The organism is Gottschalkia acidurici 9a, assembly GCF_000299355.1.
Lineage (GTDB): Bacteria > Bacillota > Clostridia > Tissierellales > Gottschalkiaceae > Gottschalkia > Gottschalkia acidurici.
On sequence record NC_018664.1, the window covers coordinates 84,816 to 100,420 of the forward strand.

Here is a 15,605-nt window from a genome sequence, read left to right on the forward strand (position 1 = left end):
AAGGAAAGGGAATCTTTTACTATGAATAAAGGTTCTCTTTTCTTTTAACAGCTTGAAAATTTAAATTAAGGAGAAATAAAATGATAAAAAGAATTTTTTCAGTGGTCATATTATCAATCCTTACCACCATAGTTTCAGGATGTTCTATTAATGGATCTCCAGAAGATTTGATGAGACCTCCTAAACTGGAAAGTAACAGGGAACAAGTTAAAGTAGCACTACAAGAGTATTTACCTCAGAATGCAAAACTAGTTATTCCTCCAAGTAATGATAAACCAAGTGCTATAAAGTTTTTAGATTTAGATGGGGATGGAAAGAGAGAGGCAATCATTTTTTATAATTTAGATTTAGATGAAAATCCATTAAGGGCATTAATTTTAAAAAATGAAAATAAGAAATGGAACAATAAGGGTGAGCTCAAAATATTAGGACAGGATTTAGATAAAGTATTTTTTAAAGATATAGATGGAGATGGTGGCTTAGATATAATTATAGGATCTAAGGTAAGATACTCTTTATCTAAGAATTTAAATATATATAGTTTTAAAAATGGAAATATCGATGAGCTTCTTGAAAGTACGTATGAGCATTTAGTAGTAGAAGATTTAAATAATGATGGACTAGCTGAAACCATTCTTTTAAAATCGAATAAAGAACAAAAGCAAGTGCGTGGAGAGCTATATAAGTATAATCAAGGAAAAGTAGAAATGATGGATGAAGTAAATTTTGAAAATATCTCTGAGATTAACTCTATAAAAGAAGGATATATAGGCGAAAATACTCAGGGTGTAGTAATAAGCACTACAGGTATTGATAAGTTATTAAAAATATATATATTAAAAGCTGAGGATAATAGTTTAGTAAATGTAGTAGAAGGTGGCTTTATAGAAAGTGAAAAAGTACCTAATATAGAATATGTACTACCTCAAGATATAGATAAAGATGGAATAATGGAATTTGCTATTCCAAAGGTACAAAAACGAAATGATGAACAAATTGAAAATCCTACTAGCTGGTTAACAGAGTGGTATTCATGGGATGGTGATAAGTCTATAGTACTGAAGAAAATAAACTATTATGATGAAATTTCAAATTTTTCTTTTGACTTCCCACTGACATGGAGAGAAAATATTATTGTAACTAACTCAAAAAAGGATACAAACATTATAAGTGATGAAGAATGGATTAAAGTAGACTATAGAGATAATAGTGAAAAACCTAAGCGATATCATCTATTTACAATATATATATATACAGATGAAGGACTTAAAAGAAAAGATCATAGTAAAAATAAAGAAGAGCCTGTGAAGATTTTAGAGGACATAGATAAGAATTACTTCATAGTTTTAGGAGATGACATTAAGAAAGAAAAAATAAAAAATTAGTGAAGAAGTTGATAAAATAATCGAAAGCTTTAAAATTTTAGAGCGATAGGCTAGGAGGGTTTAGGAATGTCTAGAATATTAGTATTAGAAGATGAAGATGATATTAGGGCCTTTATAGTTATAAATCTTAAGAGGGCTGGTTATGAAGTACTACAAGCTGCAACAGGAGAAGAAGCATTAGATATAATTTCTACAGAAAAAAATATAGATATTTCAGTATTAGATGTCATGTTACCAGGAATTGATGGATTTGAAGTTTGTAGACAAATCAGAGATAAAGACAAAACTATGGGAATAGTAATGCTTACAGCAAAGGCACAGGAGTTAGATAAGATAAGTGGTCTTTCTATGGGAGCGGACGACTATATATTAAAACCATTTAGTCCAGCAGAATTAACTGCTAGGATAGATGCATTGGTTAGAAGAGTAGACCTACTCAAAGGTAAAAGTAATGACATGAAAAATGCATCTTCAGGTCCATTTACTATAGACACTTCAGCTAGAGTAATATTAAAAAATAATCGTGAGATAGATCTTACTCAAATAGAATATATGATTATGAAGCTTTTTATAGAAAATGAAGATCAATCATTAACTAGAGAAGAGATATTAAAAAGTGTATGGGGAAAAGACTACTATGGAGATCCTAAAATAGTAGATGTAAATATTAGAAGACTTAGAAGAAAGATAGAAGATAATCCTTCTGATCCGAAATATATAAGAACTGTTTGGGGATATGGATATAGATGGAGAAAGGAAGAAGATTAGCTTGCAAGGAATAAAAAGAAGATGGGTGTACAACTATATACTTATAATTTCAAGTGTACTTTTATTACTAGAGGGCGCATTTATCATATTTATAAAAAACTATTATTACGATAGCATATCACAAAATTTATCTAATAAAGTTAATACAGCCACAGACTTTTATAATAAATATTTAAATAATAAACTAGATACAGTAGGTAATATAGCAGAACAGTTAGTTAAAGATTTTGCTCATAAAGAGCAATTAGAACTTCAAATTATAGATACAGAAGGAAATATAGTTATGAGCTCTAGCGGGTTTGTAATGTATGAAAAAGTAACTACAGGAGACTATAAAAGTGCAATAAAAGGACAATCTTCAAACTGGACTGGAATTAATAAAGAGACCGGGGAAAAAATAATGAGTGTATCTAGTCCATTAAAGCAAGGAAAAAATAAAGTTGTAGGGGTAGTAAGATATATAACATCACTAGAAGAGACAGATAACGTAATTAAAATTCTAATAGCAAGCTCTCTTATATTTATATTTATAATGCTTTTCTTAATGCTTGTGCTGAGTATGATATTTAGTAAATCAATAATAAATCCGTTAAACGAATTAAATGAGGTAGCAAAAAAAATGGCTCAGGGTCAATTCTCAGAGAGGGTAGAGAAGCGGTATAACGATGAAATTGGAGAGTTATCGGATACTCTAAATTACATGGCGGGAGAAATAGTTAAAACTACTCAGCTCAAAAATGAATTTATATCTTCAATATCACATGAACTAAGAACTCCTTTAACTTCAATAAAAGGATGGGGAGAGACTATACTTACTGGAGGTCTAGAAGATAAGTATGAAGCAGAAGTAGGACTTAAAATAATTATAAAAGAAACTACTAGATTAGCACAAATGGTAGAGGAATTATTAGACTTCTCAAGAATAGAAAGCGGAAGAATATTTCTACATTTGCAACAGATAGATATAGTAAGTGAGTTGAGTGATATAGTTCACATAACTAAGCTTAGAGGAATAAAAGATGGAGTAACGTTAGAATATACTCATCAAGAAGAGATTCCAGAAATAATGGCAGACCAAAATAGATTAAAACAAGTATTTATAAATATATTAGATAATGCAATTAAGTTTACTGATAGCGGCAAAAAAGTTTATGTAGATATATATTCAGATGAAGAGAATGTAATAATTAAGATAAAAGATGAAGGTGCAGGAATAAATGAAGAGGATCTTCCAAAAGTAAAAGAAAAGTTCTACAAAGGACAAAGTAAAAAGTCGGGAAGTGGTATAGGGCTAGCAGTATGTGATGAAATAATAAAGTTGCATAATGGAACACTAGATATAGAAAGTACATTAAACGTAGGTACAGTTGTTACTATAACTTTACCTTTGATTACTGAAAGTTAATATTAAAAGGTTGTGTCAAATATGCATAATAAAATTCAAATTGGAGAGATGGCTAAACTACACAATATATCTGCACAAACGTTAAGATATTACGATAAAATAGGTTTACTAAAGCCTGAATATATGGACAAAGATAATAATTATAGATACTACAATATAGAGCAATTCGCACACCTTGACTCAATACTATTTTTAAAAGAGTTAGGTATGAGTCTTGAGCAAATAAAAGAATATTTTAAAAAAAGAGATATAGAAAGTGTACTAGAACTACTGAAGCAAAGGGATAGCGATATCGAGAAACAAATAAAATTATTGAAAAGAAGACAAAGAAACCTTCAAGATAAGGTATCTATGATAGAGCTCTATATGCAAAAAAAAGAATATAATAATTATCAATTAAAAGATATACCTTCAAGAAATATGGTGCATTTAAAATCTAAGCTTAGTAAAAGTAAGACAGATTTTGAATATGGCTTAAAAACTCTTAGTAAGCTAATTGGAGATGAAATATACTTCTTTAATAGTATGATAACATGCGTTATAGATAAAAAAAGTATAGAAAAAGGTATATATGATTATTGGAGCTCTATAGGTTTACTATTTAGTGAACATTTACTAGAGAATGAAAATATAGAAACTATACCAGCTGGTAAATATGCAAGTATAGTATATGGGGGAAACTACGATAAAGGAAAAGAGTACTATGAAAAGTTGTTAAACTGGATAAAAGAACATAACTTACAAGTAGTAGGCGATAGTTTATTAATTACTATAACGGATTCTGTATTTTCGGACTTTGAAGAAGAGTATATAAATGAGATACAGATTCCTGTAAAAAAATATTGACATTATAGTTACTATAACCTTTAAAATGTGAATTAGTATAATAATATTCTAGAGGTGAAGTTATATGAGTAATAAAGTAGATTTATTAAACGATGATGTCCGTAAAACTTTTTTTAGGTATTTGATACCGAGTATAGGTGGAATGCTAGGTACTTCACTATATGTTTTAGCAGATACTATGTTTGTAGGAAGAGGAATAGGAAGCCAGGGATTGGCGGCACTAAATATCTCTATACCTATGATGAATGTGTTTAACGGATTAGGACTTTTATTTGGAATCGGAGGGGCAACAGCTCTTTCCATAAGTAGGGGACAAAACGATGAAGATCAAGTAAATCATATTTTTACTAAGGCTATGTTGATGGCTGGTTTGCTAGGAATAATATTTACAATAGTTCGTATATTTTTTTTAGACGAACTATGTACATTCTTAGGTGCTTCAGGAACAACGCTTCAAATGGCTAAGGATTATCTAGGAGCTGTTATGTCATTTAGTATAGCATTTTTATTAAATAGTGCTCTTACAGTGTTTGTGCGTAACGATGGAGCACCTAAATTGGCTATGTGGGGTATGCTTTCAGGTAGTATAGCGAATGTAATACTAGACTATGTATTCATATTTATATTTGGCTGGGGAATGTGGGGTGCAGCTGTTGCTACAGGAATGTCTCCAGTGATAAGTTTAGTGATACTAAGTACGCACTTTATTAGAAAAAATAATACTATCAAGATTATTAAAACAAAATTACAATTAAATATATTGAAAAGAATAGTTGCAAATGGTGGTTCTAGCTTTATAGTAGAGATTTCATCAGGTATTGTTATATTTGCATTTAACAATGTTATACTTGACATAACTGGAGACATTGGTGTATCTGCTTATAGCATTATTGCTAACCTGTCACTAGTATGTACAGCTATATTCACAGGTATAGGTCAGGCAATACAGCCTATTGTTAGCATAAACTATGGTGCTCGTAAAATTGAGAGAGTTTATGAATCTGCTAGGATGGCTATATACTGGGCATTGGGTCTTGGTGTTGTATTTTATATGATAGGAATATTATTTCCGAATGCTCTTATCTCAATATTTAATAAAGATAACGCAGAACTTGCGGATATAACATCTAGGGGAATAAGACTGTATTTTATAGCTTTTATATTTATGGGACTAAATATAGTTATGGCTTCATATATACAGTCTACAGAACAGGCAAGAACTTCTATGATAATTTCTCTTTCTAGAGGATTTATTTTTATAATTTTATTCTTAGCAATACTGCCAAAAGTATTTGGTATAGATGGGGTATGGTTAACACTACCTTTAGCAGAAATTATGACAGTAATATTGTCAGTAGTATGTTTCAAGAGTTGCAGAGACGCTATTTCTTATAGTATAAAGAAAAAGAGATTAATGGTTAAATAAACTAAAGAGTCTATCAAATAAAAAAATCATGATTATAATATTATAATCATGATTTTTTTATTTGATAAGAAATTAAAGAGTTAAGTTTAATAAGTATTATCTTAAAGCAATTGTCAACTATATTGTTAACATATGAAAATAATGAGTTGACAATAATGCGGATTTAATATAAAATAAAGAAAATTTAATAAAGTGAAAGTCAATTTAAAAGATGAAATTATTTAAAAATGAATGAAAGGGGAAAGTTTAATGAAAATAAATACAAGAGATATGATACTTATATCTATGTTTGCTGCTCTCACAGCTATAGGTGCACAATTAAGGATACCAACAGAGCCAATACCATTTACGTTACAAGTACTATTTTGTATGTATTCGGGAATATTATTAGGATCTAAAAAAGGAGCTTTTTCTCAAATATTATATGTATTACTAGGACTTGCTGGACTTCCTATCTTTGCAGAAGGAAATGGTGGCCCTTCAATTATAATTAGCCCTACATTTGGTTACTTACTAGGATTTATAGCTTGTGCATATGTTTCAGGTAAGATTACAGAGAACTTTAAGGACGTGAACATTTTTAAGATAGCTTTGGCAACAGTGTCAGGCTTATTAGTAGTTTATATAGTTGCAGTACCTTACCTTTACTTAATCTTAACTAAAGTAATGAATAGTCCTACAACACTTAACGGAGTAGTAAAAACAGGATTTTTAGCATTCTTAGGTCAGGATTTAGTGAAGTGTGCTATAGTTTCAGCTACTTCAGTATTAATAATTCCAGCACTAAGAAAATCAGGATACTTAGAAGTGAAAAAGGAAGCTGTACATTAATATGAAAAATTTTATAAATCAAATTAAAAACAAAGTATTAGAAGGTAGTAATATAGACTATAAGGAAGCGTTGAAGCTTATAAGTATAGATAATGGTGACATAGATAACTTAAAATTGTTACTGGATGGAGCAGATCAAATAAGAGAAAAATATAATGGTGATAAAGTAGACATGTGTAGTATAATGAATGCTAAATCAGGGAAATGTTCTGAAGACTGTAAATTCTGTGCCCAATCAGGTCATTATACTACAGGAATAAATGAATATTCATTAATAAATTATGATGAGGCATATCAGAGGGTTAGCGAAATGGAGCAAAAGGGAGTCGATAGATTTTCACTAGTTACAAGTGGAAAAGGAGTAACGGACGAAGAATTTAGTAATCTACTAGACATTTATGGAAAGTTGAATGAAAACACCAATATAAGTTTATGTGCTTCTCATGGAGTAATATCATATGAACAGGCTAAGAAATTAAAGGATACTGGAATTAATATGTATCATCATAATATAGAAACTAGTAAGAATTATTATAATGAAATATGTACCACTCATTCTTATGAGGAAAGAGTGGGAACTATAAGAAATATAAAGAGTGCTGGAATGGAAGTTTGTTGTGGTGTAATTATTGGTATGGGAGAAAGTATAGAAGATAGATTAAATATGATGTTTGAGATAAGAGACTTAGAAGTAGATTCTATTCCAGTAAATGTACTTAATCCTATAAAAGGTACTCCATTAGAGAATCTAGAAATACTAGAGCCTATGGAGATATTGAAAACTATAGCAGTATACAGATATATAGTTCCAAAATCTCATATAAGGTATGCGGGAGGGAGAAACGCATTAAGAGATAAACAAAATGTTGGATTAAGAGGAGGAGCTAATGCTCTACTGGTAGGAGACTACTTAACTACCATAGGAAGCAATATAGATGATGATAAGAAGATGATTTTAGGGGAAGGGTTAATATATTAAAAATAAATATAAGATTTATATAAAATTTAAAGAACCTATTTAAAAGGTTCTTTTTTATTGTAGTTTGCTCTTAACATATAAATAATTGACAAAACTAATTAATAGTAATAAAATGAATTTAGTAAATTAGTAATTTAGTAAATTACTAAAAATAAGGAGGTAGGAATAATGAAAATACCAACTAATTTAAAACATAAACCGGTTATAGTGTCAGAAAACTATGAAAACGTTGATGGAAGATATGCATATAACACGGATACAAAAGGTCTTTCACTAGGACTTGCTCAATGGAATGATAGAGGAAAGGTAGATATTTCGGCTAAAGTATGGAGACACACAGGAGATAAATGGTCTAGACAATCAGAGGAGTTACCACTTCATAGAGTACTTGACCTTGCAATACTTGTTTGTAGAGCAAAGCTTCACTTTAGAGAATCATATAAACATGAAAAACTATATGATATAGAAAATCCTATTATAGATAGAGTAGGGCTTCAAGGAGATGCTATGACAGTAGCTGTATGTACTGAAAATGAAAAGATTGATGAAGATATTCAACTGTTTAATCAAGCCCTTAGTGATGATGATGAACTTATGGGAGAAAGACTACGTACGTTATCAAGAATATTAAAAGAAATGGGATATTAAGCTGATGGATAGAAAAAAGAATTGAAAGAACAATATAAGCAAATGAGGCCTGATATGGGAATAGTTATTATTAAGTCTAGTACTGATAATAAATGTTATATTGAAGGGACTCAAAATCTGAGAAGCACTATGAATCGTGCTAAGTTTCAATTGAATCTTGGGAATCATCCTATCAAGCAACTACAAGAGGATTGGAATCAGTATGGTGAAGAAAAGTTCACTGTTGAAATATTTGAGAAGCTTGAGTATGACAAGGACGAGTCAAAAGTGGATTACAAGGATGATCTAGATTTGCTACTAATGATTTGTGAAGAAAAATTGTCAAAGAAAAATATTGAGTTTTATAAAAAATAAATGATTTAATAAAATAAAGAGTAGGATAAAAACATCCTACTCTCCAACTTTTAAAGTGTTTTCTCTTATATCTTTAAGGATACTATTCATCTGATCATAGTCCATAAACCCAACTTTACGTCCTAACAAAGTACCATCTTTATCTATAAAATAGGCTGTAGGAAAACCACTAACTAAATAAGTACTTGCAACTTTACCATCTTCATCAAGAAGTACAGGAAAAGTATAACCGTTTTCTTTGATGAATTTGTTTACAGTAGGTTTATCTTCCATAACGTCTACAGATAATACCACTAGATCTTCATTTTCAGAGCTTATTTTTTGCAAATAGGGCATTTCTTCACGGCAATATCCGCAAGTTGTAGCCCAGAAATTTATAAGAACTATCTTATCTCTATAGTCCTTAAGAGAGACATCATTCCCATCAAGATCTTTAAGAGTAAAATTAGGTGCGGCTTCTCCAACTACTATATCGTTACTATTTTCATTAGAGTCATTTTCAGAACTCAAGTTGTTACTCTTATCATTGATCTCATTTTCTGTAGACACATTTTTATCTGAATTTTTATCGCTGCTAGATTCTTTCTTTGAACATCCTACTACTAAAACTAAAGATATTAAAGTTAAAGATAAAATAATTAAAATTTTTCTACTCATACTCTGTCATACACCACACTTTCTTATATTTTATGATACGTTATAGATAATCATTTAAATGAACAAATTGCTTATAACTACAACTTTATTAAAAAATACGAGAATTCCAAATATAAACATAACAAGTCCACTTATCTTAGGAATATACTTTAGAAACCATCCTGCTCTTATTAAAAATTTATTAAAGATATCTGTAAACAGAGCTGTGAGTATAAAAGGGACAGCCATTCCTACAGAATATACTAGTAAAAGGAGAGTTCCTTTTGAAACTGTAGCAGATGACCCTGCATAAAATAATATAGAGCCGAGCACGGGACCAAAACAAGGAGTCCATCCAGCTGCAAAAGCCATTCCCATAAGGATTGAACTAAACCAGTTATTCATATTTTTAGGCGCAGAGATTCTTTTCTCTATATTTAAAAACTTAAAATTTATAAATCCCATTAAGTACAATCCAAAAACAGATATTATAATACCACTTAACTTAGAAAAGATATCTTTATTTCTTATGAAAATCTTTCCTAAAAAGCTAGCTGAGGATCCCATAACCATAAAGATCAATGTAAATCCTATAACAAAACCAATTGTTCTAATCAGAGTAAATAACTTCTTATTTTTAATATCATATTCATTGCTACAACCAGTAATATACATTATATAAGCGGGTATTAGAGGTAATATACATGGAGATAAGAAAGATAAAAATCCAGCTCCAAAAGCTATAAAAAGAGAAACTTCACTTCCAATCATAAGAACCCTCCCTTCAGGCTATTAACTTAATATTAGCTTTACCCAGTTATAGATAAATAGAAACTAATTTAAGTTTAATGTTATAAAAAATTAAAGTATAATAAAATTATCTTAATATAAATTCAAATAGAATTAACTTTAACTCTATTTCATATAGATATTAATGTCAATCATAATAATTATTTTAGGGGGTGAAAGACATGATATTTGACGGACATGCCGACATATGGATAGATGTAGCTGATTATAGAAAAAAAGGGATGAAGGATGTATTCAAAAATAGACATTTAGATAAATTTAAAAGTGGGAATATAAATGGAGGTATATTTGTTATATGGATAGACCCATATAACACTGATGATTCTAAAAAAAGATTAATAGAAATAATGGAGTATACTTCTACTGAGATAATAGAAAATAGAGAAATATTTAAAGTAGTTAAAGACGGTAACGATCTAGATATAGGATTAAGAGAAAACAAAATGCCTATAGTTATGGGGATTGAAGGATTAAAGTGCATAGAAGAAAACATAGATATGATAAATCTGTTATATATGTATGGGATAAGACACGCATCACTTACTTGGAATGAGGAAAATAGACTAGCAACAGGTGTTAATGGTAGAAAAGATAGAGGACTCACTAAATTAGGATTTGAAGCTATCAAGAAAATGGAGAGAATGGGTATGATAATAGATGTTTCTCATGCAAATGAAAAGACATTTTGGGATATATATAATAATACTAGAAAACCATTTATAGCTTCTCATTCAAACTGCATATCTATTTGCAATTGTCCAAGAAACCTTACTAACAATCAGATAAAAGCCATAGGAGAAAGAAATGGAGTAATAGGAATAAACATATATAGGGATTTTATTCATGTAGATAGTGATAAACAAAATATACATGAGATGATAAATCATATAGAATATATAATAAATTTGATTGGTATAGATCATATAGGATTTGGATTTGACTTCTGTGAATACTTAGAAGAATATGATAATGAGATAAATATATCAGGAGTAGAAAATGCATCAAAGGTACAAAATATTATAGAACAACTTAGATATAGAGGATTTAGCCAAAATGATATAGAAAAAATAAGCTATAAAAACTTTGAAAGGGTTATAAAAGAAGTATTAGTATGATTTATCAACTTAATTCACCATGTGATATAATACGGTAAAGAAGGTTCATAAAATAAAATATGAAAAGAGAATGGTAAACTATGAATACAATTACAGCATTAACATTAGTAGTATCATTTACAATAATATGTGTTATACTTCTAGCACACCTTACAGAGAAAAATAGAATATTGAAAGAGAAAATAGAAGAGAGGGAAAGGGCGGAAAAGAAAGTTAAAAGTAGCACTCAAAGATATCAGGCTATATTTGAAAACTCAGTGCTTGGAATAACTATAACTGACAAGGATGGAACGATATTACAAGTAAATGATAAATGGCTGAATATGATGGGGTATAAACGCGAGGAAGTACTAAATAAAAATATAATCAACTTTATAGCTGAGGATAATAAACATGCAGATACAGAACTTATAAATAAATTGATGAAGGATATGGTAGAAAGCTACGATCTTGAAAGAAAGTATGTAAGAAGTGATGGTCGAGTATTTTGGGGACATCTGTTTATGACTACCATAGATGATAAAGATAATGATGAAAAAGTAAAACTAGGAATGGTGCAAGATATTACTAATAGAAAACTAGATGAAGAAGTATTGAAAAGAAGTGAACAGAGATTTAGAAGTATAATAACTCAAGTGGCTTCAGGAATTTCGAATACAGAAAATAGTGATAAATCTAGTTTATATGAAGATGACCTTAAAGATATAGAAAATATAGTAGATAGAAAAAACAAGCTTTCTCTTAAATTAGAAGAAATAAATATAGAATTGGAACGAATGTTTAAAAAAGAGCTAGATGAAAATAAAAAGAAAGAAGCACTAATAATTCATCAAGCAAGATTAGCAGCAATGGGAGAGATGGTAGGAAATATAGCTCATCAATGGAGACAACCCTTGAACAATTTGGGACTTATAATATCTAATATACAAGATGCATATGAGTATAATGAACTAAATAAGCATTACTTAAGTACTTCGGTAGAAAGATGTAGAAATCTAATATCTAAGATGTCAGATACTATAGATGATTTTAGAGATTTCCTAAATCCAAATAACAAAAAAGAAAAATTCTCTATACGAGAAAGTATCTTAACAGTAATATATTTACTCGAAGAAAATTTAAAGTTTAATAACGTTAAAGTAGAATTAAGTGGTCTAGAATCTGTAAGCGGATATGGATATTCAAATCAATATTTACAAGCTGTATTTAATATAATAAATAATTCTATAGATGCTCTGGTATCATCTAATAAAAAAGATAAATATATATTAATAAATATATCAGAAAATTCTGAAATGGTGATAGTAGACTTTAAAGACAATGGAATAGGACTAAGTAAAGATATAGAAGAAAAGATATTTGATATATATTTTACTACGAAAGATAGCTCTAAGGGTACAGGATTAGGACTTTATATAACTAAAACTATAATTGAAAATAATATGCGTGGAAAAGTGGAAATAATAGATGTAAATGAAGGTGCAGATATAAGAGTAGCTATTCCTAAAATCAAGGAGGAAAACATCAAAGATGAATAATAAAGACAAGAGCCTATTGCAAAATTTAAAATTATTATATGTAGAAGACGAAGAAATTACTAGACAAGAGTTGGCTAAAATTATAAAAAGAAGAGCAGGAAAGCTATTTATAGCTAAAAATGGGATAGAGGGTATAGAGAGTTTTAAAAAAAACACCCCAGATATAGTAGTTACAGATTTGAGAATGCCTAATATGGATGGATTAGAAATGGTTAGAAAGATAAGAGAAATAGATAAGGAATGTAGGATTATAATAATATCTGCACTCTCAGATAGTCAGAGTATATTAGAAGCTGTAGATATTGGTATAGTAAAATATCTAGTAAAACCAGTGAATACTCAGGAACTTATATCTACTATGGAAAATTTAGCATCTGATATATTAAAAAACAAGTTAAATGGGACTGTGGTAAATAATAGGATGTTTTTAGACAAGGAAACTAAACATGAGCTAGAAGAAAAGATAAAAAGAGAAGTAGCATTATTTATAAAAACATATTCAGGAAAAGGGCCTAAGAATATAAATGTATTTATATCAGGAAATCAAATAGAAATAAAAGCTAATGAAACTCTTACGTTGTTTGAAATTACTCTTATTTCTAATAATAATAATAACTCTTTAGTAGAATATAACAGAAAATTATTTTATGAAGAAAATATAGGCTTACTTGAAAAAACAATAGCGGATATTATATATACAAATGTGCATTTGAAAGAAATTAACATAGACTCTAGAGGAAATACAGATACTATAGTGTTTTATTTTGACTAGTGATTTAACGTTAGAATAATATCCTTCTAATATGGAAAGTATATTTATAGAATTAAAAAACATATTTAGGAGGATAAATTTATGAAAAATAAATTAAGATCACAATTAGATGAATATAAAACAACTAATAGTAAAGAAAGTGTAGATAAATTATTATCAAGTGTTAATGTGTTATCAAGTGCAGCTTCAGATTCGTCATCAGGTTCTTCAATAATGAATTCAGGTGCAGATACAGTTCTAAATCCTAATGGTAGACTGAGCTCTAGCACGGGTACTAATAGCTCACTACAAAGTTCTTTAGAAAGTGCTAAAAGTGCTTTAACAAGTAGTACTAGAAACAAAGGTGAAATAGTTCAATCGGTAGAAAGTGTAATATCAAACTTACAATAAACTTATGAAGGCATTATCAAATTTAAGAATTTAACAAATTTGATAATGCTTTTATAATTAGCAGATATGAAAAAATCGTAGGCTTTAAAATGATTATTGACAAATATAATGAAGTTGATATAATTTAGAAGAAAGAGTAAATTTAAAATATAAGAAAGTAAACGTTATTAAGTTATATATACGAAAAGGTGATATAAATGAAAGTAAAGACTAAAATTTGGCTAGAAGAAAAAGATCAAATAATTTTTGGACAAGGCCCAAGAGAATTACTAGTTAGAACTAAGGAATATGGATCGTTAAGTAAAGCGGCATCGTCTATGAGAATGTCATATAGTAAAGCTTGGAATCTTATAGATAGAATAGAAGATGTATTAGGTTATAAGCTTCTAGAAAAAAAGCAGGTGGTGCTTCAGGAGGAAGCTCGACCCTTACAGAAAAAGGTGAAATCTTTATAGAGAAGTTCAATTATGTTGAAGATGAGATCCAAAAAACTATTGAAAGACTCAATAAAGAGTTATTATAATTTTTTTTCATCACCGTAATATTCAACAGAGATAACAAAAGTTATACAAGCTCTACAAACTAAATAGATTTAATTTATAGAGATAAAATATAAAAAGATATATATAAAGAAGAGTGAGATTTAAAAAACTATTGAAATACTTATAAAGAGTTATTATAATTTTTTTTTCATCATCGTAATACTCGACAAAGATAACAAAAGTTATACAAGCTCTACAAATTAAATAAATTTAACTTGTAGAGGTAAAATATACATAAAACAGGAGGTAAAACTATGAAAAATATAAAAAGACTATTATCTTTGCTTATGGTGTTTGTTTTAAGCTTTGCACTTATAGCTTGTAATAGTGCACCGAAAGAGGGAACGGAAGAACAAGGAAACACTACAGAGCAACAAGATCAAAAGAAAGAGGCAAAAGAACTTACTATAAGTGCAGCAGCTAGTTTAACAGAAGCATTAGATGAAATATCAGCAGAACTTGAAAAGGATGAAAACATAAAGCTAGTACCTAACTATGGATCATCAGGAGCGCTTCAAAAACAAATAGAAGAAGGTGCACCAGCAGATGCGTTTATATCAGCTGGACAAAAACAAATGGATGCACTAGAAGAAAAGAACCTAATAGTAAAAGATAGTAGATTAGACTTATTAAAAAATAAATTAGTTTTAATAGTACCTAAAGACAATAAAGATGGTATAAAAACTATAAATGATGTTGTAGATAAAAACTTACAAATAGCATTAGCGGAGACAGAAACGGTACCGGTAGGTCAATATTCAAAAGAAGCGTTAACTAACTTAGGATTATGGGATAAGATAAAAACTGAAAATATAATACAATCTAAAGATGTTAGTGAAGTATTAAAACATGTTGATGATGGAAACGTTGCAGCAGGTATAGTTTATAGTTCAGATGTATTTAGAGCAAAAAATAGTGAACAAGTACAAGTATTTGATGAAAGCTTACACAAACCAATAGTTTATCCAGCGGCTATTATAGAATCAAGTAAAGAAAAAGAAACGGCTAAAATATTTTTAGATTACTTAAAAACAGACAAATCTAAGACAATACTTGAAAAGTATGGATTTATTATCTTTGAATAATGAAAGCAAATTTTCAAAAATTTATCCTCTATATTTAATATAGAGGATAAATTCTGAATTAACATAAAACATACA

General features: G+C 29.2%; 17 protein-coding genes. 15 read left to right on the forward strand and 2 right to left on the reverse strand.

The genetic code is table 11. The features are described 5' to 3' along the window. Positions 1 to 80 precede the first annotated feature (80 nt). The 9 genes from CURI_RS00390 (at position 81) to CURI_RS00430 (ending at position 8,642) form a co-directional block, all read left to right on the forward strand. Entirely contained in the window at positions 81 to 1,385 is a 1,305-nt protein-coding gene (locus CURI_RS00390) for an FG-GAP repeat domain-containing protein (protein ID WP_014966298.1), read from the forward strand. A 66-nt stretch (positions 1,386 to 1,451) separates the two neighbouring features. Next, a complete protein-coding gene (locus CURI_RS00395; protein ID WP_014966299.1) occupies positions 1,452 to 2,153 on the forward strand; it encodes a response regulator transcription factor in 702 nt (233 codons plus the stop codon). Continuing rightward, positions 2,122 to 3,558, forward strand: coding sequence for a HAMP domain-containing sensor histidine kinase (locus CURI_RS00400; protein WP_144275974.1), 1,437 nt, complete (start codon positions 2,122 to 2,124; stop codon positions 3,556 to 3,558). The genes CURI_RS00395 and CURI_RS00400 overlap by 32 nt, the downstream gene beginning before the upstream one ends. 21 nt (positions 3,559 to 3,579) lie before the next feature. Continuing rightward, complete coding sequence (locus CURI_RS00405) at positions 3,580 to 4,404, forward strand: MerR family transcriptional regulator (protein ID WP_041701299.1); 825 nt, start codon at positions 3,580 to 3,582, stop codon at positions 4,402 to 4,404. A 64-nt stretch (positions 4,405 to 4,468) separates the two neighbouring features. Further along, on the forward strand, positions 4,469 to 5,830 hold the full coding sequence (locus tag CURI_RS00410) for an MATE family efflux transporter (RefSeq protein ID WP_014966302.1): 1,362 nt from the start codon (positions 4,469 to 4,471) through the stop codon (positions 5,828 to 5,830). Between the two features lie 249 nt (positions 5,831 to 6,079). Further along, complete coding sequence (locus CURI_RS00415; protein ID WP_041701301.1) at positions 6,080 to 6,661, forward strand: biotin transporter BioY; 582 nt, start codon at positions 6,080 to 6,082, stop codon at positions 6,659 to 6,661. A gap of 1 nt (position 6,662) precedes the next feature. After that, a complete protein-coding gene (gene bioB / locus CURI_RS00420) occupies positions 6,663 to 7,640 on the forward strand; it encodes a biotin synthase BioB (RefSeq protein ID WP_014966304.1) in 978 nt (325 codons plus the stop codon). A gap of 168 nt (positions 7,641 to 7,808) precedes the next feature. After that, positions 7,809 to 8,288 (forward strand): DUF6530 family protein, encoded by a 480-nt coding sequence (locus CURI_RS00425; protein ID WP_014966305.1) that lies wholly within the window; start codon positions 7,809 to 7,811, stop codon positions 8,286 to 8,288. A gap of 54 nt (positions 8,289 to 8,342) precedes the next feature. Further along, positions 8,343 to 8,642, forward strand: coding sequence for a GIY-YIG nuclease family protein (locus tag CURI_RS00430; protein ID WP_228370436.1), 300 nt, complete (start codon positions 8,343 to 8,345; stop codon positions 8,640 to 8,642). 36 nt (positions 8,643 to 8,678) lie between these two features. Here the strand turns inward: CURI_RS00430 and CURI_RS00435 are convergent, their stop codons facing one another. Both CURI_RS00435 and CURI_RS00440 read right to left on the reverse strand, forming a co-directional pair. Beyond that, the gene (locus CURI_RS00435; RefSeq protein ID WP_014966307.1) at positions 8,679 to 9,299 is read right to left on the reverse strand and encodes a TlpA family protein disulfide reductase; all 621 of its coding nucleotides are present in this window, start codon (positions 9,297 to 9,299) and stop codon (positions 8,679 to 8,681) included. Positions 9,300 to 9,353: 54 nt separating this feature from the next. After that, positions 9,354 to 10,049 carry a cytochrome c biogenesis CcdA family protein gene (locus tag CURI_RS00440; protein WP_014966308.1) on the reverse strand — a complete coding sequence of 232 codons (696 nt, stop codon included), beginning with the start codon at positions 10,047 to 10,049 and terminating at the stop codon, positions 9,354 to 9,356. A gap of 200 nt (positions 10,050 to 10,249) precedes the next feature. Between CURI_RS00440 and CURI_RS00445 the strand changes: the two genes are divergently transcribed. The 6 genes from CURI_RS00445 (at position 10,250) to modA (ending at position 15,530) form a co-directional block, all read left to right on the forward strand. Next, entirely contained in the window at positions 10,250 to 11,203 is a 954-nt protein-coding gene (locus CURI_RS00445) for a dipeptidase (RefSeq protein WP_014966309.1), read from the forward strand. 80 nt (positions 11,204 to 11,283) lie between these two features. Beyond that, positions 11,284 to 12,741, forward strand: a complete 1,458-nt coding sequence (locus CURI_RS00450; RefSeq protein ID WP_014966310.1) for a PAS domain-containing sensor histidine kinase — start codon at positions 11,284 to 11,286, stop codon at positions 12,739 to 12,741. Next, complete coding sequence (locus CURI_RS00455) at positions 12,734 to 13,513, forward strand: Na-translocating system protein MpsC family protein (RefSeq protein WP_014966311.1); 780 nt, start codon at positions 12,734 to 12,736, stop codon at positions 13,511 to 13,513. The genes CURI_RS00450 and CURI_RS00455 overlap by 8 nt, the downstream gene beginning before the upstream one ends. 81 nt (positions 13,514 to 13,594) lie before the next feature. Beyond that, positions 13,595 to 13,903: a hypothetical protein gene (locus CURI_RS00460; protein ID WP_014966312.1), complete on the forward strand. Its 309-nt coding sequence runs from the start codon at positions 13,595 to 13,597 to the stop codon at positions 13,901 to 13,903. A gap of 197 nt (positions 13,904 to 14,100) precedes the next feature. Further along, entirely contained in the window at positions 14,101 to 14,358 is a 258-nt protein-coding gene (locus CURI_RS00465; protein ID WP_014966313.1) for a winged helix-turn-helix domain-containing protein, read from the forward strand. Between the two features lie 341 nt (positions 14,359 to 14,699). Beyond that, entirely contained in the window at positions 14,700 to 15,530 is an 831-nt protein-coding gene (gene modA, locus CURI_RS00470; protein ID WP_014966314.1) for a molybdate ABC transporter substrate-binding protein, read from the forward strand. The last annotated feature ends 75 nt before the right edge of the window (positions 15,531 to 15,605 follow it).

Excerpts from the sequence above, each read along its gene's own strand:
- CURI_RS00390 (WP_014966298.1), top strand. The coding sequence starts at position 81 with ATGATAAAAAGAATTTTTTCAGTGGTCATATTATCAATCCTTACCACC.
- CURI_RS00395 (WP_014966299.1), top strand. The coding sequence starts at position 1,452 with ATGTCTAGAATATTAGTATTAGAAGATGAAGATGATATTAGGGCCTTT.
- CURI_RS00400 (WP_144275974.1), top strand. The coding sequence starts at position 2,122 with ATGGATATAGATGGAGAAAGGAAGAAGATTAGCTTGCAAGGAATAAAA.
- CURI_RS00405 (WP_041701299.1), top strand. The coding sequence starts at position 3,580 with ATGCATAATAAAATTCAAATTGGAGAGATGGCTAAACTACACAATATA.
- CURI_RS00410 (WP_014966302.1), top strand. The coding sequence starts at position 4,469 with ATGAGTAATAAAGTAGATTTATTAAACGATGATGTCCGTAAAACTTTT.
- CURI_RS00415 (WP_041701301.1), top strand. The coding sequence starts at position 6,080 with ATGAAAATAAATACAAGAGATATGATACTTATATCTATGTTTGCTGCT.
- bioB (WP_014966304.1), top strand. The coding sequence starts at position 6,663 with ATGAAAAATTTTATAAATCAAATTAAAAACAAAGTATTAGAAGGTAGT.
- CURI_RS00425 (WP_014966305.1), top strand. The coding sequence starts at position 7,809 with ATGAAAATACCAACTAATTTAAAACATAAACCGGTTATAGTGTCAGAA.
- CURI_RS00430 (WP_228370436.1), top strand. The coding sequence starts at position 8,343 with ATGGGAATAGTTATTATTAAGTCTAGTACTGATAATAAATGTTATATT.
- CURI_RS00435 (WP_014966307.1), bottom strand. The coding sequence starts at position 9,299 with ATGAGTAGAAAAATTTTAATTATTTTATCTTTAACTTTAATATCTTTA.
- CURI_RS00440 (WP_014966308.1), bottom strand. The coding sequence starts at position 10,049 with ATGATTGGAAGTGAAGTTTCTCTTTTTATAGCTTTTGGAGCTGGATTT.
- CURI_RS00445 (WP_014966309.1), top strand. The coding sequence starts at position 10,250 with ATGATATTTGACGGACATGCCGACATATGGATAGATGTAGCTGATTAT.
- CURI_RS00450 (WP_014966310.1), top strand. The coding sequence starts at position 11,284 with ATGAATACAATTACAGCATTAACATTAGTAGTATCATTTACAATAATA.
- CURI_RS00455 (WP_014966311.1), top strand. The coding sequence starts at position 12,734 with ATGAATAATAAAGACAAGAGCCTATTGCAAAATTTAAAATTATTATAT.
- CURI_RS00460 (WP_014966312.1), top strand. The coding sequence starts at position 13,595 with ATGAAAAATAAATTAAGATCACAATTAGATGAATATAAAACAACTAAT.
- CURI_RS00465 (WP_014966313.1), top strand. The coding sequence starts at position 14,101 with ATGAAAGTAAAGACTAAAATTTGGCTAGAAGAAAAAGATCAAATAATT.
- modA (WP_014966314.1), top strand. The coding sequence starts at position 14,700 with ATGAAAAATATAAAAAGACTATTATCTTTGCTTATGGTGTTTGTTTTA.